Genomic DNA, 21,011 nt, shown 5'->3' with positions numbered 1-21,011 from the left:
CAAATCGACTTAAACTGTCCCATTGGCGATGACGTAAGGCAGTTGCGCAGGCGGTACAAGTTGCCTTTCTGGTCGTTAGCGGGTGGAGCAAGCTCAAAGAACCGCTTCATCTCCACCCATTGAGTTCAGATCATCGCGTCTTCATTCACTACATCAGCGAAGGACTTGAAGAATTTTCCAGCGAGCTTCTTGGCTGTGCTCTGGATCAAACGACTGCCGAGCTGAGCCAGTTTTCCGCCAATCTCGGCCTTGGCTTCATAGCGCAGGATCGTTTTGTCGCCGTCTGCACTCAGCGTCACATCTGCGCCACCCTTTGCATGACCAGCGGTACCACCATTGCCCTGACCAGACAGCGAGAATGCATCAGGGGCGCCGGTCTGGTCCAGGGTGACATTGCCTCCGAACCGCGCCTTGACGGGCCCTACTTTAAGCAAGACCTTGGCCTCCAGTTCAGTATCAGAATGCTTGATTAGTTCTTCACAACCCGGAATGCATTGTTTCAACACCTCGGGATCATTCAGTGCCGCATAGACGCGATCTTTCGGGGCGTTGATGATGATTTCGTCCTTCAGTTCCATAGTCTAGTCCTTCTTAGCAACAGGGAAATCTGATGTTGTCTGCTTGTTCAGTGGTCATTTCGAGCGATTTAAGACGCCTGCGCATCCAGATCAGAAGTCGGCTCATGAGATCGGCTCCTTCGCGGATTCCAAATGGGTCGCATAGTCATTCGGGGTATCGACATCGGTGTAGAACCCTGGCGATGGCAGCGTAGCGGCTTGTACATGTTCGGGATGATCGCGCGTGAAGCCCAAGCAGCCGGGGTGTGCGGGGTTTTCCAGCAATCGCCGGCGCAATAGCTGCGGGATAGTAATTGGATTGCCTCGTGCGCCGTAATGGACAGGTATCGTCACTTTAGTCGCATCACCTGCAACGTGAGCGGCAATCAGATCTTGCAGATCCTGAGTGGTCAATAGCGGCTGATCACCCAAGCCGATCAGAAGCAGATGGGCGTCAGGTGCACAATGCAATCCCGTGGCGACCGAGCTCTGCTGGCCGCTGGTGAAGTTTGCATTGTGAACCAACGAAACAGCTAGCCCTGATAATGCCCGGCGCACGGCGCTCGCCTCATGTCCTGTTACCACCGTCAGGTCAGTATCAATGGCGCCTAAGTAAGGCATGGCTACACGGCGGATCGTGGGTGCGCCGTCTATTGGTAACAGCAGCTTGTTTTGCGCCCCCATGCGACGGGAAAGACCGGCGGCCAGAAGGATCGCGGCAACATCAGCCATCGGCAAGCCCCACAGTCTGCCGTCTGACACGGACTAACTGCGCAAGGATCGACAGCGCTATTTCCTCGGGCGTGACCGCCCCCAGGTCCAGACCCGCCGGGGCGTGGACGGTGTTGATGGCCTCGGGCGTTATGCCGGCGGTCTTTAGTTTTTCAGCCAGTGTCGCGAATTTCCGAGCGCTTCCGACGAAGGCAACATAGTCGGGTAAATCTGTCAGTACGGATTTGAGCGCGTCCAGATCTCCTTGGCCTTGCGTCGCAATGACAACGAAGCGTCGTCGATTGCACGTCGTATCAGCCGACGAGGTGCCAGAAACCGACCAGTGGAATTGCGGTGCCAGGGAACTAAGCGCTTGGGCCACAGGGGATGCGCCAAGCACGACAAGTTCAGGCATTGGCAAACAGGGCTCGATAAAAATGTCGACGGTGCCTTTTGACGGGCAACCATTGCGCGCAAAGCGCGTCCCGTCGACCTCATCCCCCGCTATCACGCCCATTTCTTCCAGGAGTTCCTCGGGCGCGACAGAAACCAGTTGCGGCTGACCGGCGCGCAAAGCCTCTACCGCAGCGCGTTTGACCGCGCCACGCGTGCATCCGCCACCAAGCCATCCATGCAGGATTGTCCCGTCCGCGCTGAGCAGCGCTTTGGCACCCGGCTTGGCCGCCGTCGCCCCCGCAGTGCGCACGATTGTCGCGAAGGCGAAAGGTTCTTGCCGGTCACGCAGGTCTTGTGCCGCATCCGCAAGGTCCGTGTCTAAGATCTCTGCCGGACTCATAGCGTCACCAATTTTGGTTCCAGGGCGGCAAGATCGGCAAGGGTGTTGGCCGGTTGAAAAAGGTCGAGATAAGGCAAGGCCGCAGTCATTCCGCCAGCTACAGGCGCGTAGTCGCTCCAACCCTTCAGTGGATTGAGCCAGATGATCTTACAGCCGCGTTTTCTCAGCTTCTCAAGCGCTGCTGCCAGGATTGCGGGTGGCTCAGTATCATAGCCGTCCGACAGGATCACTACGACAGACCGGCCATCTACAAAGCGCCGCGCATAGGTATCGGCAAAGCGTTGCAACGATGGCCCGATCTTTGATCCACCGCCGAAGCCATCTGCCATCAGCGACATCCGACCAATTGCACGCAGTGCATCTTTGTCGCGCAATGCTTCAGTGATGCGTACCAGCCGTGTGTGAAAAAGATAAGCGTCGGCATCTTTGTCAGCGCGCATCAGCCCAGCGAGAAAAGCAAGGAAAACTTGTGCATAGACGCTCATCGATCCCGATACATCGCAAAGCGCAACGATTTTGCGGCTGCGATCTGGGCGAGACTTGCGCAAGAGCTGCAGAGGTTCCCCTCCTGTCGCAAGGCTCAGGCGAATGGTCTTGCGAAAATGCAGGCGGTCGCCTTTGCGGGCGGCGATCCGACGGCGCGAACGTCGATCGCGCAAAGCGGCACCGATGCGACGCGCAACTACTTCGGCCTCTGCGATATCATCCGCGCGGACCAGATCACGCAGATCGCGGCGGCTGAGATTGCGTTGCTGAGTTGCGATAAGTTTACCGGTGCCGTCGCTGTCGGCCTCGCCGTCACCGGAATCAGGAGCGATGGCGCTGCCCGATGCGCCCATATCCTGACCCTTGGCTTGACGAGAGGAATGCACGTTATCGCTGAGCGCAGACTGCGCCTTGGGCACGGCCCTTTGCTTCACCCGACCGGAATCCATCCAAAAACTATCGAAGAGGCCGTCGAACCGTTCGGCCTCATCCTTGCATCCTGTGCAGATGGCCCGCAACGCGCGACGGCTTTCATTCGGGACAGCGGCATTGACCTCGCCGAGGGCACGCAAGGCAAGCTCTGCCTCTGCCACACCTAGGCGAAGGCCGTTCTGGCGCAAATGCGCAATGAACCCGGCAACACGGGCCGCTGGCCCCGGATCACGCGCCGCAAATTTGGAAACCCGGCTCATGCGGCCTTCCCCGCGATGCGGGCCGCGACTTCAGCGGTGATCTGTGCCTGATCGCTTTGAGTTTTCAGCAGCGTGGTTAAGGTGGAGTGCAACACGGTTGGATCGTCGGTCAGATCCGCAATCCCGAGTCCCATCAAGGCGGCAGCAAAATCGAGCATCTCAGCGATGCCGGGCGTCTTTTCCAGTTCCTCCTCGCGAAGCTTTTGTACAAAGCCTACGACTTGCGCGCCAAGACGCGCCTCAATCGCGGGGCAGCGGGCTTTGAGGATTGCAAGTTCTGTCTGTCGGTCCGGATAATCGACATAGGTGTAAAGGCAGCGACGACGCAGTGCATCGGATAGATCGCGTGTGCCGTTTGAGGTCAGGATCACGATCGGCTTGCTAGAGGCCGTGATGGTGCCGAGTTCTGGGACAGTCACTTGATAGTCGGCCAGAACTTCCAGCAAGTAGGCTTCGAATTCCACATCAGCGCGGTCAATTTCGTCAATCAACAAAACAGGCGGCGTGTCCTGGGTAATGGCGGCCAATAGAGGGCGTTCCAACAGGAAATCACGGGAAAAAATACGCTCCTCAACGCTTTTGCCCGTCTCACCATCTTCGGCCGCGGCGCGGATCGTCAGCAATTGCCGCTGGTAGTTCCATTCGTAGATGGCCTGCGCGGCGTCGAGCCCCTCATAGCATTGCAGTCGGAGCAATTTAGTGTCGCGCGCATCGCTCAGGGTGCGCGCGACCTCTGTCTTACCTACGCCTGCGGCGCCCTCCAGAAGAAGGGGCCGCTCCAACGTCAGCGCCAAATGGAGAGCAACTGCTAGGTCGTCGGATGCGACATAGCCCTGCCCTTCAAGAGCGGATTGTAAATCGGTCCAGGTCATGTGTGTCTCCGGGCAGAGCGGAACGTCTCCGCCCTGCCTTTCGCCTTTAGCCGTGCAGGCCAAGCTCATTGGCGGTCTTCCAGATCCGCCAGTGATCATGTGGCATGTTGGTATGCCGCAGACCAAAGGCTCGGAACGCATCCTGCACCGCGTTGGAGAAGCATGGCACCCCGCCCACATGCGGACTTTCGCCCACGCCCTTCGCACCGATGGGATGATGTGGCGACGGCGTGACGGTGTAGTCGGTCTCGTAGTTCGGAACCTCCCATGCGGTCGGCAGGAAGAAATCCATCAGCGTGCCCGTCTTCACGTTGCCCTGATCGTCATAGGCGATTTCCTGGCCCAAAGCGACGGCGAGTGCTTCGGTCAGGCCGCCATGAACCTGTCCTTCGATGATCATCGGGTTGATCCGGGTACCGCAATCGTCCAGAGCGTAGAAGCGGCGGATGTCTGGCACGCCTGTATCCACATCAATATCCATCACGCAAACATAGGCACCGAACGGATAAGTCATGTTTGGCGGGTCATAGTAGCTGACCGCTTCAAGCCCTGGCTCAATCCCTGGAATGGCCTGATTGTAGGCGGCGAATGCGATTTCTTTCATGGTCTTGAACCGCTCGGGCGCTCCTTTGACCACGAAACGGTCGACGTCGAACTCGACGTCATCGTCATGCACTTCCAACAGATAGGCCGCGATCATTTGCGCCTTGGCGCGGATCTTGCGGCCAGCCATGGCCGTAGCCGCCCCGGCAACCGGGGTCGAGCGCGAGCCGTAGGTGCCCAGACCATAGGGCGCGGTATCGGTGTCGCCCTCTTCGATGGTGATGCTATCGGCAGGTAATCCGATCTCGGAGGCCAGTATCTGTGCGAATGTCGTCGCGTGGCCTTGCCCCTGCGAAATCGTTCCAAGCCGTGCAATTGCAGAGCCCGTGGGATGGATGCGAATTTCGCAGCTATCGAACATGCCGAGACCCAGGATATCGCAATTCTTCACTGGGCCGGCACCCACGATCTCAGTGAAGAAACTGAGACCGATTCCCATGAGCTTGCGCGTTTCGCCCCGTTTGAACGCCTCTACACGCTCGGCCTGTTCCTTGCGCAATCCCTCGTAGTCGACGGTGCTGAGCGCTTTGTCCCAGGCAGTGTGATAATCGCCAGAGTCATATTCCCAGCCAAGCGCAGCCTGATAGGGGAATTGCTCTTTCTTGATGAAGTTGATCCGGCGCAAATCTGCCGCGTCCATGTTCAACTCGATCGCCAGCACCTCGATCATCCGTTCGATGAAATAAACCGCCTCTGTCACGCGGAAGGAACAACGGTAGCTGACCCCGCCCGGCGCTTTGTTGGTGTAGACGCCATCAACCTCAAGGAATGCAGTCGGGATGTCGTAAGATCCGGTGCAGATATTCATGAAACCCGCCGGGAATTTGGTTGGGTCGGCGCAGGCGTCAAATCCACCATGGTCCGCTGTCACATGGCAATGCAACCCGGTGATCTTGCCGTCCTTGGTGGCAGAAATGCGGCCCTTCATCCAATAGTCGCGGGCAAAGGCGGTGGTCATCAGATTGTCCATCCGGTCTTCGATCCACTTTACCGGCTTGCCGGTGACGATGGAGGCGACGACCGAACACACATAGCCCGGATAGGCCCCAACCTTATTTCCAAACCCGCCGCCAATATCGGGAGAGATCACACGGATATTGTGTTCCTCGATCCCGGAAATCAGGCTGACCACAGTGCGGATAGCATGAGGCGCCTGGAACGTGCCCCAAAGAGTCAGCTTGCCATTGACCTTGTCCATTGAGGCGACACAGCCGCAGGTTTCCAGTGGGCATGGGTGCGTACGGTGGTAATACATGGTCTCTTCGGCAACGACCTCGGCATTGTCGATTGTCTCGAATGTTGGACCCTTGTCGCCCGCTTCCCACGTGAAGATGTGGTTGTGATGCTTTCGAGGACCATGTGCTCCATCGATTGGTTTGCCATCCTCGCCCACGGTGTCTTCACGCAGAACTATCTCTGATTCCATCGCCTTGAACGGATCGACCAGAACCTCAAGCTCTTCGTATTCGACTTCGACGGCCTCGATTCCATCTGCCGCCGCATAGCGGTCTTCGGCCACCACAAACGCCACTTCCTGGCCTTGAAACAGAACCTTGCCATCGGCCAGAACCATTTGCTTGTCGCCGGCCAGCGTCGGCATCCAATGGAGGCCGAGCGGTTCAAGGTCCTTGGCGGTCAGCACAGCGAGAACGCCGGGCACTTCAAGTGCTGCCGCCGTATCGATGTTGGTGATCCGTGCGTGAGCGTAGGGAGAGCGGACGAAATCTCCAAAGAGCATCCCGTCAAGCTTCACGTCATCGACGTAGTTGCCCTTGCCTTGAGTAAAGCGGGCATCTTCCACCCTTTTGCGCGAACAGCCCATGCCCTTGAGGTTCGCGGTGCGTTCCTCACGATCTGGTGTCATGTCATTCATTGGGCCGCCTCCTTGGCTGCATTCATCTCGGCCGCTGCGGCTTTGATGGACTTCACGATGTTCTGATACCCGGTACAGCGGCAGATATTACCCGCCATGCCAAAACGGATCTCTTCCTCGGACGGGTTCGGGTTCTCTTCGAGCAACTTTGCCGCACGTGTGATCATGCCCGGTGTGCAGTAACCGCATTGCAGCCCGTGATGTTCCTTAAACGCCTCTTGCAGCGGGTGCAGCGCGTCAGGCCCACCGATGCCTTCGATGGTTGTGATATCCTTGCCATCGGCCTGAGCCACGAACATGGTGCAGGACTTGACTGATTTGCCATCAATGGTGACGGTGCAAGCGCCACAATGGGAAGTCTCGCAGCCAATATGCGGGCCGGTGATGTTGAGCCGCTCGCGCAGCGTGTAGATGAGAAGTTCGCGTGGCTCGGCAAGGAATTCCTCTTCCTTGCCGTTCACCGTGATCTTGTAGTGTTGTTTCTTTGACATCGGACGATCTCCTCACGCACGCGACCAGGCGCGCTCAATGGCGCGGGTTAGAATGATACCTGCCACGTGTTTCTTGAAAGCGACGGGGCCGCGGTTGTCCTCGGTGGGGTCAATATCACCGAGCATGGCGGCCACAGCGGTCTTAATGGCATTTGCATCGACGCCGGTGCCAACCAGAGCGGCCCCAGCCGCCTCGGAAAAGACCGGTGTGTCGCTCAGATTGGTCATTGCAATCGAGGCGGAGGCACAGGTGCCACCTTCTTTCACGATCTGGACTGCAGCAGCAGCGGTAGCATAATCACCAATCTTGCGCTTTTGTTTTTCATAGGCGTAACCGCCATGCGGCGTTGGGATGGTGACTGAAGTCAACACTTCTTCGTCTTCCCGAGCGGTCATGTAGGCGGCTTCGTAAAACTCGCGGGCAGCGATGTCGCGTTCCCCGTCAGGACCCTCGACAGTGAAACGCGCATCCAGGCACTGCATCAGGCCGGGCATGTCATTGCCGGGGTCGCCATTGGCCACGTTGCCACCAACTGTCCCCATGTATCGGACTTGCGGGTCTGCGATCTGAAGGGCAGCTTCGCGCAGAATCGGAGCGGCCTCAGCCAGTGCGTCGTGATCAATAATCGCGTGCTGGGTGACCATCGCACCGATGCGGATACTGTCACTTCCGATCTCGATATCAGACATGCCGCCGACATCCTGAAGATCGATCAGATGCGGCACATCCGCCATCCGCAGCTTCATCATCGGAATCAGGCTGTGCCCACCGGCCATGACGCGGGCATCATCGCCATGCTCTTCCAGGATCGACAGCACACCGGCCATGTCCTTGGGTCTGTAGTATTCGAATGCCGCTGGAATCATCGGCTCTCCTCCCTTCAAGCAAATGTTCTGGCTGAAAGGATCACTGCATGCGCTTGGATGGCGACGCTTCAGTAAATCAACAAAAAACAGGTATTTTGCACGAAATGCGCCCTAGGTCGCACGAATTGCGCCCACCTGCGATGCAAGCGCATCCTGAACCGTCTTGAGTTTGGATCGACTGACCGGCGCGGGTGGCAAACCATCCCCGTCGAACAGGCATCGGCCCTTATCCTTGGTACGCTCAAACCGCGCCACGCGCTGAGGATTGACAAGGTAGCTGCGGTGGGTCTGGAGAAATCCGGTGGGCACCAATCGCTTGGCGGCCTCGGTCACTGGCCAGACACAAAACAACCGATCCGTTTCGGTGTAAACTTGGGTGTAGTGCCCATCCGCGCGCAAAAACAGAACATCTTCGGCAGAGATGAAGACCTTTCCTCCATCCCGTTCGCAAGGAATTTGCAGCAATGGTTTTACATCCGCGGTCGCTTCTGTTGGCTCCGGGTCTTTCCTCGAAGGTCCTGGCAGGTAGGTCACGCTGACCCACAAGCAAGCACCAAATATGATGAAACTGAACAGGATTACGCCAATGGCCAGCGTCTCATTGCTCATCAACGGGCCAAACTCAACCCCACTTGGCACCGCGACGAAACGGGTGCTCGCCAGAGCAAGAAAATGAACGGTGCAAACCGCCGCTGCAAAACACAAAGTGCCCAGCAAAATGTTTCTGTTTGTTCGCTGCCCGTAGGCAATCGCGAAAGCCAGCATACAAAGCGCTATTGCAGCAATCGAGGACAAGATGACGCCACTGGGCGTATACACTGCCCGGCAAAGCTCCAAGCCAGCCATGCCAATATAGTGCATCGCCAAGATGCCCAACCCAACAACGCCTCCTGCCATCGCAATCGTGGCGCGGTTGCGTTCGGTGAAATGCAACAGAATAAGCGCAGCTCCGACGAGCAGGATCGCGACAAGGGCAGACACAAGTGTGATTGCAGCGTCGTAATAGAACAGGATCGGCATCTGAAGCCCGAGCATGGCCACGAAGTGCATGGCCCAGATTCCACCGCCAAGCGAAACAGCCGCAAGAGCCACCGAGGCCTTCTTTTCAAAGACCGGCTTCGTCGAAAGATCTCGCGTCATCGACAATCCTGTAAACCCTGCCACGAAGGCAACGATGCAGGACATGGCGACGAGGAAACTGTTGTGGCTGACGTCGAGAAACTCCATTGTCGCAAATTGGCTAAAAAGTATGCGTTTGGCAAATGGATCAACGATGTCGGACGTTCAAAGAGCGGTTACACATTAGGCGATGCCCAGCTCCCAAGCATTCGTGCCGAGGTGGCTAGCATGCTGCTATTCAGCGGCTTTGAGGCCAAATCCGCCGTTCATATTGATTGGTTGAAAACCACAATTTATGGCTAATGAAGGTCTGCTCGACCCCTCCCGCCGTCATCATTTGATGTTTAAATTGTGACTTCCGAAAGCTGTTGGGTGGAATGGCTAGAGATGCCTTTGGACCGCTTTATAAACTTGCCAGTCTTCGGATAAGCCCTTCAGTTCTTTTGTTCCAAGACTTTCGAAGTCCAAACCGGACCCAGCCACCAGATCTTTTACTGTTCTGGAAACGACGATGTCGCCGCCTCCGCCCAATTCAGAGATACGCGCTGCAATGTTAACGGCAATTCCGCGCACATAATGCAAAGAAACTTCGACTTCGCCTGTGTGAACCCCTATGCGAACTTTCAGATTCAGCTTGGAAATGGCATCGCCAATCGCCTTGCCACAATGGATCGCCTGGCCGGGTCCGTCAAACGTAGCGAGAAAGCCATCGCCATATACTTGGTAGGCAATGTGCACCTCATCACTGTGCCTCCTTAGGACAACCCTATTGGCAAAGAAAGGCTATGAGGCACGCTTAGTTCAACCAATATCTTTTCAATCAGCAGTGAAGGCCAGAAGGCCAGTCCGTTAACCAATGGTTCGATCCCTATAGCAATCGATTATCCACAATAGTGCTTATGGTTTCGCTTTTTATGCTAGCGTTGGGCAGTTGCGAGCACGCACGTTTGAGCATGCTGACGAAAGTGGGAGTATGGAGATGCTGGTTGACCGATATGGACTGACGCTGACGACCAGCCTGCCAGAGGCGCGGGACGCCTATGTCGCGGGGCTTGATCACATCCTTGCAGCAACGTTTGGTGCAAGCGAAGCTTTTTCCGCCGCCATCACGGCCGATCCCGGATTCGCCCTCGGTCACGTTGGGCTTGCTCGAGCTCGAATGTATGAAAACGATATGTCTGGCGCTCAAGAGGCAATGGCGTCGGCCCGCGCCTGCGCATCTGGGTTGACTGAGCGCGAGGAGGGTCATCTTGCGGTATTCGATCTCTTGCTTCAGGGACGTGTCTTACAGGCACGAAGCGCAGTTCTGAAGCACGCTGCTCATCACCCCCGCGATGTCCTTGTCGCGCAGATCTGTACCAACATTTTCGGTTTGATTGGAACATCGGGTGAGCCTGGTCGGGAAAGCACGCAACTTGCCTACACGACCAAATTATTTGATGCCTTGGGCGAAGACTGGTGGGTTATGAGCGTACACGGTCAGGCGCTGTGCGAAGTTGGGCGGCTTGATGAGGCCATGTCCATGATGGACGGCTCGCTCGCTTTGAACAACACCAATGCAAACGCGTCACACTTCAAAGCGCACACGCTCTACGAGCAAGGTTATGGAGAGGCCGGTCGCGCATACCTTGCCGACTGGATCGCGGATTATGATGTGCGCTCGGTATTGCACGGCCACTTAAGTTGGCATCGCGCTCTGTGGGCCTTGGAGCAAGGGGATGAGGCTGAGCTATGGACGATTTACGAGGGAGCTATCGCACCCGCAGCGTCCTATTCGTTGCCGATAAATGTTCTAACCGATGCTGCTGCACTTTTGCACCGCACTGAAATTGCGGGTCTAACAGTTGCGCCCAAACTTTGGCGCGACCTGAGCGAATACGCATCACGGTTTTTTCCAAAACCAGGCATGAGTTTTGCGGACATACATGGCGCGCTGGCTCATGCAATGGCAGGGGAAGGAGAACGCCTTGCGGTTCTGACCGAAACAAGCTTGGGTTTTGCGGCAGATCTTGTTCGCCCGGTGGCACGTGCTTGGGGTGCGATTGCGCGACAAGATTGGACGGATGCGCTGCAACAGCTGACTCCGGTCATGGCAGATCACGCTCGTCTGGGTGGCAGCCGCGCACAGCGTGACCTTTTGGAGCTGACTTACCTGAATCTGCTATTGAAATCCGGCCATATTCAAGAAGCTCATCGAACGATTACAGCGCGACGCCCGATCTTCAGTCATACTGCGCCCGTTGCAGGCTTTGTCTGAATTCACAAAGCTCTAGTTTATCAGCTCTTCTTACCCCTCCTTTAGCTAGGCTGCGCACGACCGGAATGGACTGGTTACTTCCTGATTACAAATCCCGTATCACGCCATTTATGGTATGCAAGCCTGATCAATCGCTCTGCAACCTGGTCGTAATTTCTGACAGGCGAGACCAGGATTGTAAGGTGACGGGCAAAGCAAGTGCGGCTTCCGCAAACTCCCACGAATAGCTGATAATCGAAAATAACATGCCCGGTGTCGCATCCAGGTTTTGGGTCGCGAACCACAGGTTGAATAGGAGCAGACCTATTAACAGAATGAAGATTACGCCATACAGAACGGCTTCGGTATCCGAGAGCTTTACTTCGAACCGGCGCAGTTTACTCAGGTGGACGAAAACCGGACGGTCACGTCGTTGTCCCAGAACACTGACCTGATGCTCCATTTGCTCATTCAGCGCACGGTTCCATTGCCAAAACGTCGAATGAAACAGAGCGTATACAGATATCATTCCGACAAGAACCCCACAGGCAGACAGGGCCAGAACTGGCGAGAAGTAAAACAGCAAAATTGCTGATACGACGAACTGCACCACCCCCGCGATTGCCGAAGGCAGGATCTCTTCAAGAAAGTCGGCCAGTTCGCGCCCCATCCCGATCCGGGCGTTCAGCGACGAAATTGGAAGATTTGAAAACCGCGCGGCAAGCGCCTTGCCCAATTCGACACGGATCATACCGTAGACACGTGTATCGTAAATCCGCCGGATCACGCTGATCATAGTGAGGGCAACCATGAGCGCACCTAACTGCACAAAGGGCTCAAAATCTTCGCTCAGCAATCCATCTATGGCGAAGCCGACGAACAGCGGAATCAGAACCGTCAGGGCAGTTTCAGCCAGGATCAGGAACCACGTAATCCCTACGCGCCAGCGGAACACACTCAGAAGCGTGCCGATTGTCAGTTTTCGATCTGTCAGCATGGCGAATTACTGATCATAGTGAATGCGAACACGCACATCGCCCGGCCAGACCGAGGCAGCCTTAAAATCCGGCTCGTCCTGAGGGTCTGAGGCACCTGTTGAACCCAGCCCCTCCAACAGTTTTGTCTCAGTCATGTTCAGGTCATCGTCCTTGTTTTCGTCATGAAACAACAGCACAGCGTATGGGCCCGCGTTCAGGTCAGAAAACTCATGGCTGACGCTGCCTTTACGTGACGGAATCTGGGCGTAGTCAATGGCGCTCCAGACATCCAAACTGTCAAAGGCGCGCGCGTTATCGAATACAAGGATCACGATGTTGCCCTTGGCGTTGCGGATGCCGTCCACAGTCACATTCAGACCCTCGGCGGCGGCCGGTGCCGCAAGCGTTACCACGGCGAACGCAGGGGCTAGAAGGTTCCGTATCATGGCTTTGTCCTTTCTTCAGAAGGCTGCGGAAGGGGTGACTTGAAAATGGCAATGACATCCTCGGTGATGGCGATCAGTACCGGCACCAGCAGCAGCATGAGGGCTGTGCCGAAGAGTTCTCCAAAAGCTAAAGAGATTGCCGCAGGGATCAGATACTGTGCTTGCTCAGAGGTTTCGGTCAGCAAAGGCAGCAGACCAATCACTGTAGTTGCGGTGGTCAGAAAGATCGCCTTGAAACGTCCAATGCCTGCGCTTCTCAGCGCCAGATTCACGGGCTGACCTTCCTCTCGCGCCTGATTGTAGCGGGTGATCATGACCAGACTGTCGTTCACAATCACACCGGTCAGAGCAAGCATGCCGAAGAACGAAAACAGCGACAGCGAGACATCCATGATCAGGTGCCCAACGGCGGCTGCGATAAAGCCGAATGGCACGATGGCCAGAATGACGAAAGGCTGCCAATAGCTTTTCAACGGCACGGCCATCAGCACATAGATCAGAACGGCTGCCAGCAACAGCGCGCGCTTCAGGCCATCGCTTATATCGGCCATTTCTTCCAGTTCACCGGCCGGCAGGACGGTTACGCTGGGATATTTGGCACGGAGTTTCGGGACCAGCTGCTCGAACACCGCCTGCCCCACCTCTTCGGGAGCAACAAGGTCGCGGTCGATGGACGCGGCTACGATGTTCATGCGCTTGCCGTCACGGCGATCGATAGTGCCAGAGGCATAGGTGCCCTCGATTTCGGCGACGGTCTCAAGCGGCACCCAGGCGCCGGATGCGCTGCGCAACCGGGTCTGCACCAGATCCGCCAACGTATCGCGGTTTTCACGCGCGTTCTGTACGACTACGCGGACTTCGGACCCATCGCGTCTGACCTTGGTCACCTCGGCCCCGCCGAACCCATAGCCAATCTGTCTGGCCAGAGCCTCGGCGTTAAAACCAAGGTGCCGCGCGTCCGGGCGCAGGCGGAGTTTCAGTTCAGGTTGGCCGCCCACCAACCCATCCCTTACATTTGCCACGCCCTCGATGTTCGACAGGAAACCTTTCATTTCGGCGCTGGCTTGCTGCAGAAGGTCTTCGTCTTTTGACGCCAACCGGATTCGGAACCCTCCGGCAAGCGTTTCCGATCCGGTGAACTCCAACTCGGTGACGCCCTCGACCGCACCGACCCGGTCGCGCCATTCGCGGACCACGGAAAGGATCGGGACATTCGGACGCTCAGCTACCGGGATCATTTCAGCGAAAATTTGGGCATTTCCAGCGCTGTTGATGATGGTGAATACTGTCTGAACGGGTGGAGCAGACATACTCGCCTCTTCTGCAAGCTCGACGTTCAGCTCGTTCAACACGGCTTCGATCCGATTCACGTTCGTGCGGGTCAGCGCAAAGGGGGAGCGGGCATCCATTTCCAGGTTCATCGTGATGACCTGACCGGGCACCTCGGGAAAGAACACCGTCCTGACCTTGCCCTTGTACATCAGGCCAAGCCCCAGCGTTGCGGCGGCAATGAACAAGATCAGCACAGCGTAGCGCTGACGCACCGCCGCGACGAGCAAAGGCTGGTAGATGCAATCCCGCACCCAGTACAACCCGCCCTGCGCAGAATCCTGTACCCGCCCCCACAAGCGGGTCGGCAGGTATCGACGCTCTTGCCGCATCGAAACCTGCGCCAGATGGGCGGGCAGGATGAATTTGCTTTCGATAAGCGAAAAGATCAGCGTCAGGATCACGATGCCCGCGAACCCGGCAAGTACCTTGCCCAGCGGATTGTCGATCAACAGCATCGGGAAAAAGGCTGCGATTGTGGTCAGCACGCCAAAGACGGTCGCAACAGCCACGCGATGCACGCCGCGTTCCGTGTCCCTAATCGGGTCCTTCCCCTTGCGGCGTTCTTCAAAAACGCTTTCGCCGACTACAACGGCATCATCGACCAGAATTCCCAAGGCAATGATCAGACCAAAAGTCGTGACATCGTTCAGCGAATAGTCCACCCATTTCGAGCCCGAGACAGCAAGCGCCCCCATGACCGAAACAGGAATGCCCATGGCAACCCAGAAGGCCAAACGCACGTTCAGGAAAATCGACAGCATCAGGGTCACAAGGATCAAACCCTGCACCCCGTTTGAGCGCAACAGCGCCAGGCGGTCCGAGATGTAGCCAGCGCTATCACCCCAGATCTCGACCTGAACCTGCGACGGCAGCTGTCGGCTGAACTCGTCAACCGTGCTGCGCACGATATCACTGATCTCCAGCAGGTTTTCCCTCTGCCCGACCAGAACCTCCATCCCTACGGTTGGTTTGCTGTTCAGGCGAAACAGGTACTCGCCGTCCTGAAACCCGTCTTCGATTTTGGCAATATCGCCCAAAGGCACATAGGACCCGTCGTCACGTTCGATGATCGGCAGAGCTGCGTATTCCGGCACGTATTTCGCCCTGTCATCGGCCCGCAGATAGATCGTACCGCCATCGGTCCTCAGACGACCTGCCTGAAAGGCCAGCGAATTCCCTTCGATGGCACGGGTCACATCCGAAACCGTCAACCCATAGTGGCGCAGCAAAGCCGGGTCGATTTCAATGCGCAATTCCCGCGGTATCAGGCCCCAGATTTGCAACCGCGACAATTCCGGTTGCGCCAGCAACTCTTCTTTCAGGCGTTGCGCCAAGCTCTGCAATGTGGCGGGGTCTGTTTCTCCGAACAAGTTCAGATACAGCGCCGGAAAATCGAAACCCGAGGCTTCGATCACGGGTCGGCGCGCAGTATCAGGCAGATCAGTCAAGCCGTCGATCCGAATACGGACACGATCCAGGACGGCTTGTAGTTTCTGGCCACCTGCGCGACGGACAGTCACGACACTTAGGTCATTTTGGGATTGTGAGGTCATACTACGCACGCCCTCCAAACCTTCGAGGGCCTGCTCAACTTTCTGGGTCACCAATTCATCAACCTGTTCGGCTGTGGCGTCCGGAAACTCGATCGCGATTGTAACACTTTCCGGCGGAATCCGGGGAAAGCCTTCGATCCGAATGTTCAGCAGCGTTTGCACCCCAAGAAATAGGATCAGTGCCATCATCAAATTGGCAGCGACCGGATTTCGGATAAACCAGGATGTCAGAGCATGCATGGCTCAGCCCCCATCTGATTGCGGCGTCACCCGCTGACCCGGTAGAAACGAGGCCAAAGGTGTTTTGGCCACGCGCCACGGGCCGGTCCCTTCGGGAGCCGATACCGTCACTGTACTTTCGCTGCGGAACAGGATGTTCGGGCTAAGCCTCTGCAATTGGTCCTTATCGTCTACAAGCCAAATGTATCCCGCACGGGTCAGGACGCTTTCGGGTAGGGTTAATGTGTCCGAGATCCGGCGTCCGGGTATGTGAACCTGCAGGAAGTCTCCGGCGAGTATGCGTTCATCGGGCTTTGTGACATCCAAAAAGACCCGCACCTGCCGTGTGTCTTGATCCAGAAACCCTCCTCCACGCCGGACTTGAGCCCGCCCCAACGCTCCGCCCGAGCGCTGTGTCAGATCAGCAGTGGCGCCAGAGATCGGATGATCCAACAACGCCCAGTCCGCCTGACTAAACTCGGCGACCAGTTCGAATTGCTGGTCGTCCGAAAGGTGTATCAGGGCATCGCCTGGGTTGACCGTCTGGCCCAGGCTGGCAAAGCGATGGGTTACAAATCCCGAAAAAGGGGCGACAACCTCCGCGTCCTTCAGTTCATTTCGCGCCGCATTCAGCCGTGCCTGCGCAGCTGCAACGGATTTCTCGGCAATGCGCAATTGCGGTAGATTCACAGCCAGTTCGTTTGGCGGTTCTGTTTCATCCCGGTCAAACTGTCGTTGCGCGACTGTCACTTTGTTCTGCGCGCGCAATAACGCCAGTTCCGCTTGCTCAAGCTCCATCTCAGCGGCTGCAACGGCGCTTTGATACGTTGCATTTTCGATTGAAAACAAAGGGGCACCCCGTTCCACCTTAGTCCCTGCCAAAGCGGCGTTGTGCACTGCAATGATGCGCCCGGACACAGCAGATCGCAGCTTGGCATCCCACCGAGGCCGAACTTCGGCGAACGCCGAAACCTGCGCTTGTACGGTTGCTGAAGCAACCGTGACGACCGAGATGATCGGTGGCGGAGGTGAGGTCGTTGTTGCCTGAACATCAATTGTATCTTCTGTATCAAACAGGAGGATGACGATCGCTACAAACAGTGCCAACGATAGTCCAATCCAAAGCCATCGCCGGGTCGGTCTTTGCCGAGTTTCCAAAGTTTTTTCTGTCATAGACCAGTCTTTCCTGTGCCGCCGAATCCATTGCACCTTGTGGCATTCGATAGAGTGTCATATACTATGAACGATCGTTCGTTCAATATTAAGTTGAAAAAATGTCCGATGACACCAAGAAGCCGGAATCAATCCGGGAAAAGGCAACAGCCAAGCGTCGCAACCAGATTTTGGAGGCCGCAGTTATGTGTTTCCTTGAGCGGGGCTATCATCAGACAGGCGTCCGCGATATCGCTGCGCGGGCGGGCGTCAGCCTTGGAAATCTCTATAATCATTTTCGCGGCAAACATGATGTGCTTGTAGAAATCGCAATACTTGAACGCCACGAGATGGAGCCGTTTCTGAAAATCCTGAACTCAGATGCGCCCGCGCCCAAAGTCATAAGAAAGTTCATCAAGGCCTACGCAAAATACCTTGCTGCGCCGGAAAACGTTATTTTAACATTGGAAATTTCGAGCGAAGCAGTTCGTCAACCGGACATCGCGCAGCTGTTCGTCGAGAACCGGTCGAGTTTGACTGAGGCCCTGGAAGCCGTAGTGAAGCGAGGAATTACTGGCGGTGAATTGCGCGCCGTTCCGGATCCCCTTCAGGCGTCACAACTGGTGATCGAAGTTCTGGAAGGCAGTGCATATCGTAGTGTGCTGTCAGAAATGCCCATGACCGGGATCATTGTGTGCGCCGAAGACTTTATTATGAGTTCCCTGCTGGCACGTCATTAGCACGTGGGTAGCGTGTCGTTTTGGAATTCGTGAATGTCAGCCAAAGGGAGCTGCCTGACACATTCATGTAGGCAGCAATCATCGACTTTGAGCCGGCCAAAACGCGGTGGAGGTCAAAGGAAAGTTGGATTTGCGGTTAGGACTATTGGCTAACGCAAAATCATCCGAGGTTCGGTTACCAGACTTCGTTTATTCACAAGACAAAGCGGTCGCAAAGCGCATGCAGATTCCAACCACCGGCACAGCGCCAGATCGTTTTTTGATGCGATTGGCGCACTGATCTATTGATACTGTAGGGATCAGGCGATCAGATACGATGGCAGATTTCTCAAGCATCCGCCTTTATCAGGTCGCTTGCCTTTTCGCCGATCATGATCGCTGGTGCGTTGGTGTTGCCGCTGACGATTTCCGGCATGATCGAACAATCGGCCACCCGCAGGTTCGAAATACCGTGTACCTTTAGTCTTGCGTCGACAACAGACGTCTCGGCGTTCCCCATCGCGCAGGTGCCGGTTGGGTGGTAGATCGACACGCTGTTCGATCTGGCCCAATCCAGAGTGCCGTCATAGTCTTCGCAGCTCAGCTCTGCCGTTGGTCGAAACTCTTCTGAAATCTTCGAGGCCAGAGGGTTTTGTTTGGCAATCCCGCGCGCGATGTTCACGCCGTCGACAATGGTTCGGCAGTCCGTTTCAGTGGACAGATAGTTCGGGATGATCTTGACATGTTCGGATGGGTCCGGTCCGTTCAGGCGCAGCTCTCCCCGACTTTCCGGACGCAGTTGGCAGACCGACATCGTGAAGGCCGAAAACGGATGCACACCTTCGCCTGGGCTGTCGGCGGACCAGGGTTGCACGTGGAACTGAATGTCGGGCGTCTCAACATCGGGCCGGGTTTTCATGAAACCAGTCGCAAGGCTGGCGGCCATTGTCATCGGACCCGCACGAAATAGTGCATATTTCAGCGCGATTCGCGCCTGATTGAACAGGCTGCGAACTTCGTCATTCAGTGTGGGCTCATTGCATTTGAACACCAGCCGCGCCTGCAAGTGATCCTGAAGACCTTTGCCAACACCCGGCAGGGCGTGCAGCGGTTTGATACCATTTTCCTTTAGATGATCCGGCTCTCCGATCCCTGACAACATCAGGATTTGGGGAGAGTTGATCGCCCCACCGGACAGGATGACCTCGCGCCGAACTGTCAGGGTCTGCTCGGCACCAGAACGATCCCGGTAGACCAGCCCGGTTACTTTTTTCCCATCCAGAACCACACGCGACACAAGCGCTTTGGTGATGATGTTGAGGTTCTGACGACTGCGAACGGGCTTGAGATAGGCGACGGCGGCGCTACAGCGGCGGCCATTGCGCGTGGTCAGTTGGAAGTAACCCACGCCTTCTTGCTCGGCCCCGTTATAATCTGGGTTGAATGGGTAACCGGCGGCCTGTGCCGCCGCGACCCAGGCATCGCAGATCGGGCGCTGAATGCGCATGTTGGACACTGACAAGGGGCCATCGACGCCATGATATTCATCCTCGCCGCGCTCTTGATCCTCACAGCGTTTGAACAGGGGTAGCACATCGTCCCAGCCCCAACCATCGTTGCCCATTTGCCGCCAGCGGTCGTAATCTTCCTTCTGGCCACGCACATAGAGTAACCCGTTCAGCGAGGATGAGCCACCCAGAACCTTGCCCCGTGGCCAGTCGATGGATCGACCGTTAAGGCCGGGGTCGGGCTCAGTGCGATAGCACCAGTCAACCGAGGGGTTATGCATCGTTTTGAAATAGCCGACGGGGATGTGAATCCACGGGTTGGTATCGCGGCCACCTGCTTCGAGCAGCGCAACAGTTGTGTTGGGGTCTGCGCTCAACCGATTGGCAATGACACAGCCCGACGATCCTGCGCCAACAACTGCATAATCCACCTCCATAACCGCCTCCTTCCAACGTCGCTGAAAAAAACTCTATGCAAGATGCAAGAATTATACTAGCCTTTTTTGATACAAAACGTCTCAATAATTGCGATCAGGGAGGTAAGCAATGGAGATCGGACGGAAACTAAGTGGTATTTCACGGCGAGATTTCTTCCGCGTGGCCGGGCGTTACGGCATGAGCTCGACACTCCTGGCGGCGGGCGGGTTCGGCGGCGCGATGAGTCTGGCGAATCTGGCGCACGCCGCCGAATCCACCTATGAAAAGCGCTTTTCGAAAGAGCCGAAGCACACGCTGAAATTCGGCGCGTCGGGCTTCAACACCCGCAACCTGTTGATTGAGCGCGCCGGCGCAATTGAGTTCGCGCGCGACCTGGAAGAACGCACGGACGGCGAGATTCGCATCGAATTCATCGGCGACAACCAGATCTGCGGCCAACTGAGCTGTGTCGAAAAGACCCAGCAGGGAATCGTCGATATTTATGCCGCCTCAACTCAGAACTCGGCCGGAGGCGCACCTTATCTGAACGTGCTGGACTATGCCTATATGTTCCCCAGCCGCGCGGCGCAGTATCACTTCTTCTATAGCCCGGCGAGCCAGCGCATCCTGCGTGATCCGCTGGAAAAACGGCACGGGTTGAAGTTCCTGTTTACCCATTGTGAGCTACGCGGCCTGCAAATGGGTTCGACCTTTGCCGACAAGCCGACCGTCACCAAACTGGAAGAGTTGTTTGGTACCAAGAACCGCGTGACGGGTACGCAGTTGGGCCGGATTGCAATGCAATTGCTGAATCTGAACCCGGTCCCGGTGGCTTGGGAAGAGACGCTGGATGCGCTTAAGACAGGTCTGATCGATGGGGCGGAAACCTGGGCCTCGGCCGTGGCTTACGCCAATATGGCGCCGGTGGTTTCGCAGTCGGTCAATCTGAAATTTTTCTGCGGCACTGAACATACGTCCATGTCGGCCGAGGTCTTTGATGGTCTGAGTGGAGAATTGCAGGACGCAGTTATGGAGTCTTCCTACTTCACTCAAGCGTTGATCCAGGGTGCGAATGAAGCCGCATTGCTGAATACGGTAGGCTTCTCGGAGCCGCAATTGCCGGACACTATCTTCGCCGAAAATGGCGTGCGCCCGGCATTCCTGGCTGACGATCAGATCAAGCTGGCCGAAGAGATGTGCGCTCCGAACTACAACCCAGAGCCTTGGGCCCAGTGGCGCGAACGTCTGAATAAATGGGCAGGCGGCATTGATACCTATCAGGAAATCTACGACATCGCGCGCGAGATTCCGGCCGACACCCTGCCGGAAAATGTCGAACCGCGCCGTTGGTGGAAAGGCGAAGCCTGATAGACTGTTACGAACCG

19 protein-coding genes are annotated in these 21,011 nt (G+C 56.5%); 4 read left to right on the top strand and 15 right to left on the bottom strand.

What is annotated here, in order from left to right; translation table 11 throughout:
- Positions 1 to 125 precede the first annotated feature (125 nt).
- From ACR0DE_RS06200 to ACR0DE_RS06160, 9 genes are all read right to left on the bottom strand, one after another.
- Positions 126 to 578, bottom strand: a complete 453-nt coding sequence (locus ACR0DE_RS06200; protein WP_170513592.1) for an SRPBCC family protein — start codon at positions 576 to 578, stop codon at positions 126 to 128.
- Between the two features lie 102 nt (positions 579 to 680).
- On the bottom strand, positions 681 to 1,289 hold the full coding sequence (locus ACR0DE_RS06195) for a nucleotidyltransferase family protein (protein ID WP_480752319.1): 609 nt from the start codon (positions 1,287 to 1,289) through the stop codon (positions 681 to 683).
- On the bottom strand, positions 1,282 to 2,064 hold the full coding sequence (locus ACR0DE_RS06190; protein WP_480752318.1) for an XdhC family protein: 783 nt from the start codon (positions 2,062 to 2,064) through the stop codon (positions 1,282 to 1,284). The genes ACR0DE_RS06195 and ACR0DE_RS06190 overlap by 8 nt, the downstream gene beginning before the upstream one ends.
- On the bottom strand, positions 2,061 to 3,242 hold the full coding sequence (locus ACR0DE_RS06185; RefSeq protein ID WP_480752317.1) for a vWA domain-containing protein: 1,182 nt from the start codon (positions 3,240 to 3,242) through the stop codon (positions 2,061 to 2,063). The genes ACR0DE_RS06190 and ACR0DE_RS06185 overlap by 4 nt, the downstream gene beginning before the upstream one ends.
- On the bottom strand, positions 3,239 to 4,114 hold the full coding sequence (locus ACR0DE_RS06180; RefSeq protein ID WP_170594367.1) for an AAA family ATPase: 876 nt from the start codon (positions 4,112 to 4,114) through the stop codon (positions 3,239 to 3,241). The genes ACR0DE_RS06185 and ACR0DE_RS06180 overlap by 4 nt, the downstream gene beginning before the upstream one ends.
- Positions 4,115 to 4,160: 46 nt before the next feature.
- Positions 4,161 to 6,590 carry an aerobic carbon-monoxide dehydrogenase large subunit gene (locus tag ACR0DE_RS06175; RefSeq protein ID WP_480752316.1) on the bottom strand — a complete coding sequence of 810 codons (2,430 nt, stop codon included), beginning with the start codon at positions 6,588 to 6,590 and terminating at the stop codon, positions 4,161 to 4,163.
- Positions 6,587 to 7,081 (bottom strand): (2Fe-2S)-binding protein, encoded by a 495-nt coding sequence (locus tag ACR0DE_RS06170; protein ID WP_170392521.1) that lies wholly within the window; start codon positions 7,079 to 7,081, stop codon positions 6,587 to 6,589. The genes ACR0DE_RS06175 and ACR0DE_RS06170 overlap by 4 nt, the downstream gene beginning before the upstream one ends.
- A gap of 12 nt (positions 7,082 to 7,093) precedes the next feature.
- Entirely contained in the window at positions 7,094 to 7,948 is an 855-nt protein-coding gene (locus tag ACR0DE_RS06165; protein ID WP_480752315.1) for an FAD binding domain-containing protein, read from the bottom strand.
- Between the two features lie 111 nt (positions 7,949 to 8,059).
- On the bottom strand, positions 8,060 to 9,175 hold the full coding sequence (locus ACR0DE_RS06160) for an MHYT domain-containing protein (protein WP_480567406.1): 1,116 nt from the start codon (positions 9,173 to 9,175) through the stop codon (positions 8,060 to 8,062).
- Between ACR0DE_RS06160 and ACR0DE_RS06155 the strand changes: the two genes are divergently transcribed.
- Positions 9,152 to 9,370: a hypothetical protein gene (locus tag ACR0DE_RS06155; RefSeq protein WP_480752314.1), complete on the top strand. Its 219-nt coding sequence runs from the start codon at positions 9,152 to 9,154 to the stop codon at positions 9,368 to 9,370. The genes ACR0DE_RS06160 and ACR0DE_RS06155 overlap by 24 nt on opposite strands.
- Before the next feature lie 78 nt (positions 9,371 to 9,448).
- On the opposite strand, the gene ACR0DE_RS06150 is transcribed toward ACR0DE_RS06155, so the two are convergent.
- Positions 9,449 to 9,805: an adenylate/guanylate cyclase domain-containing protein gene (locus tag ACR0DE_RS06150; protein ID WP_480752313.1), complete on the bottom strand. Its 357-nt coding sequence runs from the start codon at positions 9,803 to 9,805 to the stop codon at positions 9,449 to 9,451.
- A gap of 241 nt (positions 9,806 to 10,046) precedes the next feature.
- Between ACR0DE_RS06150 and ACR0DE_RS06145 the strand changes: the two genes are divergently transcribed.
- A complete protein-coding gene (locus ACR0DE_RS06145) occupies positions 10,047 to 11,324 on the top strand; it encodes a tetratricopeptide repeat protein (protein ID WP_480562471.1) in 1,278 nt (425 codons plus the stop codon).
- 127 nt (positions 11,325 to 11,451) lie between these two features.
- On the opposite strand, the gene ACR0DE_RS06140 is transcribed toward ACR0DE_RS06145, so the two are convergent.
- From ACR0DE_RS06140 to ACR0DE_RS06125, 4 genes are read right to left on the bottom strand one after another with little or no spacing between them, the layout of a single operon-like run.
- Positions 11,452 to 12,300 carry an ABC transporter six-transmembrane domain-containing protein gene (locus ACR0DE_RS06140; RefSeq protein ID WP_480752312.1) on the bottom strand — a complete coding sequence of 283 codons (849 nt, stop codon included), beginning with the start codon at positions 12,298 to 12,300 and terminating at the stop codon, positions 11,452 to 11,454.
- A 6-nt stretch (positions 12,301 to 12,306) separates the two neighbouring features.
- A complete protein-coding gene (locus ACR0DE_RS06135) occupies positions 12,307 to 12,726 on the bottom strand; it encodes a DUF2141 domain-containing protein (RefSeq protein WP_480752311.1) in 420 nt (139 codons plus the stop codon).
- A complete protein-coding gene (locus tag ACR0DE_RS06130) occupies positions 12,723 to 15,851 on the bottom strand; it encodes an efflux RND transporter permease subunit (protein ID WP_480752310.1) in 3,129 nt (1,042 codons plus the stop codon). Before ACR0DE_RS06130 ends, ACR0DE_RS06135 begins: the two co-directional genes overlap by 4 nt.
- Before the next feature lie 3 nt (positions 15,852 to 15,854).
- Positions 15,855 to 17,003 carry an efflux RND transporter periplasmic adaptor subunit gene (locus tag ACR0DE_RS06125; RefSeq protein ID WP_480752309.1) on the bottom strand — a complete coding sequence of 383 codons (1,149 nt, stop codon included), beginning with the start codon at positions 17,001 to 17,003 and terminating at the stop codon, positions 15,855 to 15,857.
- Positions 17,004 to 17,104: 101 nt separating this feature from the next.
- Here ACR0DE_RS06125 and ACR0DE_RS06120 point away from each other — a divergent pair, with 101 nt between their 5' ends.
- Positions 17,105 to 17,722 (top strand): TetR/AcrR family transcriptional regulator, encoded by a 618-nt coding sequence (locus tag ACR0DE_RS06120; RefSeq protein ID WP_170512806.1) that lies wholly within the window; start codon positions 17,105 to 17,107, stop codon positions 17,720 to 17,722.
- Positions 17,723 to 18,050: 328 nt separating this feature from the next.
- Here ACR0DE_RS06120 and ACR0DE_RS06115 read toward each other — a convergent pair whose 3' ends face one another.
- The gene (locus tag ACR0DE_RS06115) at positions 18,051 to 19,646 is read right to left on the bottom strand and encodes a GMC family oxidoreductase (protein ID WP_480752308.1); all 1,596 of its coding nucleotides are present in this window, start codon (positions 19,644 to 19,646) and stop codon (positions 18,051 to 18,053) included.
- A gap of 109 nt (positions 19,647 to 19,755) precedes the next feature.
- Between ACR0DE_RS06115 and ACR0DE_RS06110 the strand changes: the two genes are divergently transcribed.
- Entirely contained in the window at positions 19,756 to 20,994 is a 1,239-nt protein-coding gene (locus ACR0DE_RS06110) for a TRAP transporter substrate-binding protein (protein ID WP_170392532.1), read from the top strand.
- The last annotated feature ends 17 nt before the right edge of the window (positions 20,995 to 21,011 follow it).

The organism is Ruegeria sp. C10 (assembly GCF_056537805.1).
Note: the sequence above shows the minus strand (reverse complement) of the source record. Positions and strands in the feature narration are given on the sequence as shown.

Excerpts from the sequence above, each read along its gene's own strand:
- ACR0DE_RS06170 (WP_170392521.1), bottom strand. The coding sequence starts at position 7,081 with ATGTCAAAGAAACAACACTACAAGATCACGGTGAACGGCAAGGAAGAG.
- ACR0DE_RS06175 (WP_480752316.1), bottom strand. The coding sequence starts at position 6,590 with ATGAATGACATGACACCAGATCGTGAGGAACGCACCGCGAACCTCAAG.
- ACR0DE_RS06125 (WP_480752309.1), bottom strand. The coding sequence starts at position 17,003 with ATGACAGAAAAAACTTTGGAAACTCGGCAAAGACCGACCCGGCGATGG.
- ACR0DE_RS06120 (WP_170512806.1), top strand. The coding sequence starts at position 17,105 with ATGTCCGATGACACCAAGAAGCCGGAATCAATCCGGGAAAAGGCAACA.
- ACR0DE_RS06195 (WP_480752319.1), bottom strand. The coding sequence starts at position 1,289 with ATGGCTGATGTTGCCGCGATCCTTCTGGCCGCCGGTCTTTCCCGTCGC.
- ACR0DE_RS06165 (WP_480752315.1), bottom strand. The coding sequence starts at position 7,948 with ATGATTCCAGCGGCATTCGAATACTACAGACCCAAGGACATGGCCGGT.
- ACR0DE_RS06185 (WP_480752317.1), bottom strand. The coding sequence starts at position 3,242 with ATGAGCCGGGTTTCCAAATTTGCGGCGCGTGATCCGGGGCCAGCGGCC.
- ACR0DE_RS06200 (WP_170513592.1), bottom strand. The coding sequence starts at position 578 with ATGGAACTGAAGGACGAAATCATCATCAACGCCCCGAAAGATCGCGTC.
- ACR0DE_RS06145 (WP_480562471.1), top strand. The coding sequence starts at position 10,047 with ATGCTGGTTGACCGATATGGACTGACGCTGACGACCAGCCTGCCAGAG.
- ACR0DE_RS06130 (WP_480752310.1), bottom strand. The coding sequence starts at position 15,851 with ATGCATGCTCTGACATCCTGGTTTATCCGAAATCCGGTCGCTGCCAAT.
- ACR0DE_RS06110 (WP_170392532.1), top strand. The coding sequence starts at position 19,756 with ATGGAGATCGGACGGAAACTAAGTGGTATTTCACGGCGAGATTTCTTC.
- ACR0DE_RS06180 (WP_170594367.1), bottom strand. The coding sequence starts at position 4,114 with ATGACCTGGACCGATTTACAATCCGCTCTTGAAGGGCAGGGCTATGTC.
- ACR0DE_RS06115 (WP_480752308.1), bottom strand. The coding sequence starts at position 19,646 with ATGGAGGTGGATTATGCAGTTGTTGGCGCAGGATCGTCGGGCTGTGTC.
- ACR0DE_RS06135 (WP_480752311.1), bottom strand. The coding sequence starts at position 12,726 with ATGATACGGAACCTTCTAGCCCCTGCGTTCGCCGTGGTAACGCTTGCG.
- ACR0DE_RS06190 (WP_480752318.1), bottom strand. The coding sequence starts at position 2,064 with ATGAGTCCGGCAGAGATCTTAGACACGGACCTTGCGGATGCGGCACAA.
- ACR0DE_RS06140 (WP_480752312.1), bottom strand. The coding sequence starts at position 12,300 with ATGCTGACAGATCGAAAACTGACAATCGGCACGCTTCTGAGTGTGTTC.
- ACR0DE_RS06160 (WP_480567406.1), bottom strand. The coding sequence starts at position 9,175 with ATGGAGTTTCTCGACGTCAGCCACAACAGTTTCCTCGTCGCCATGTCC.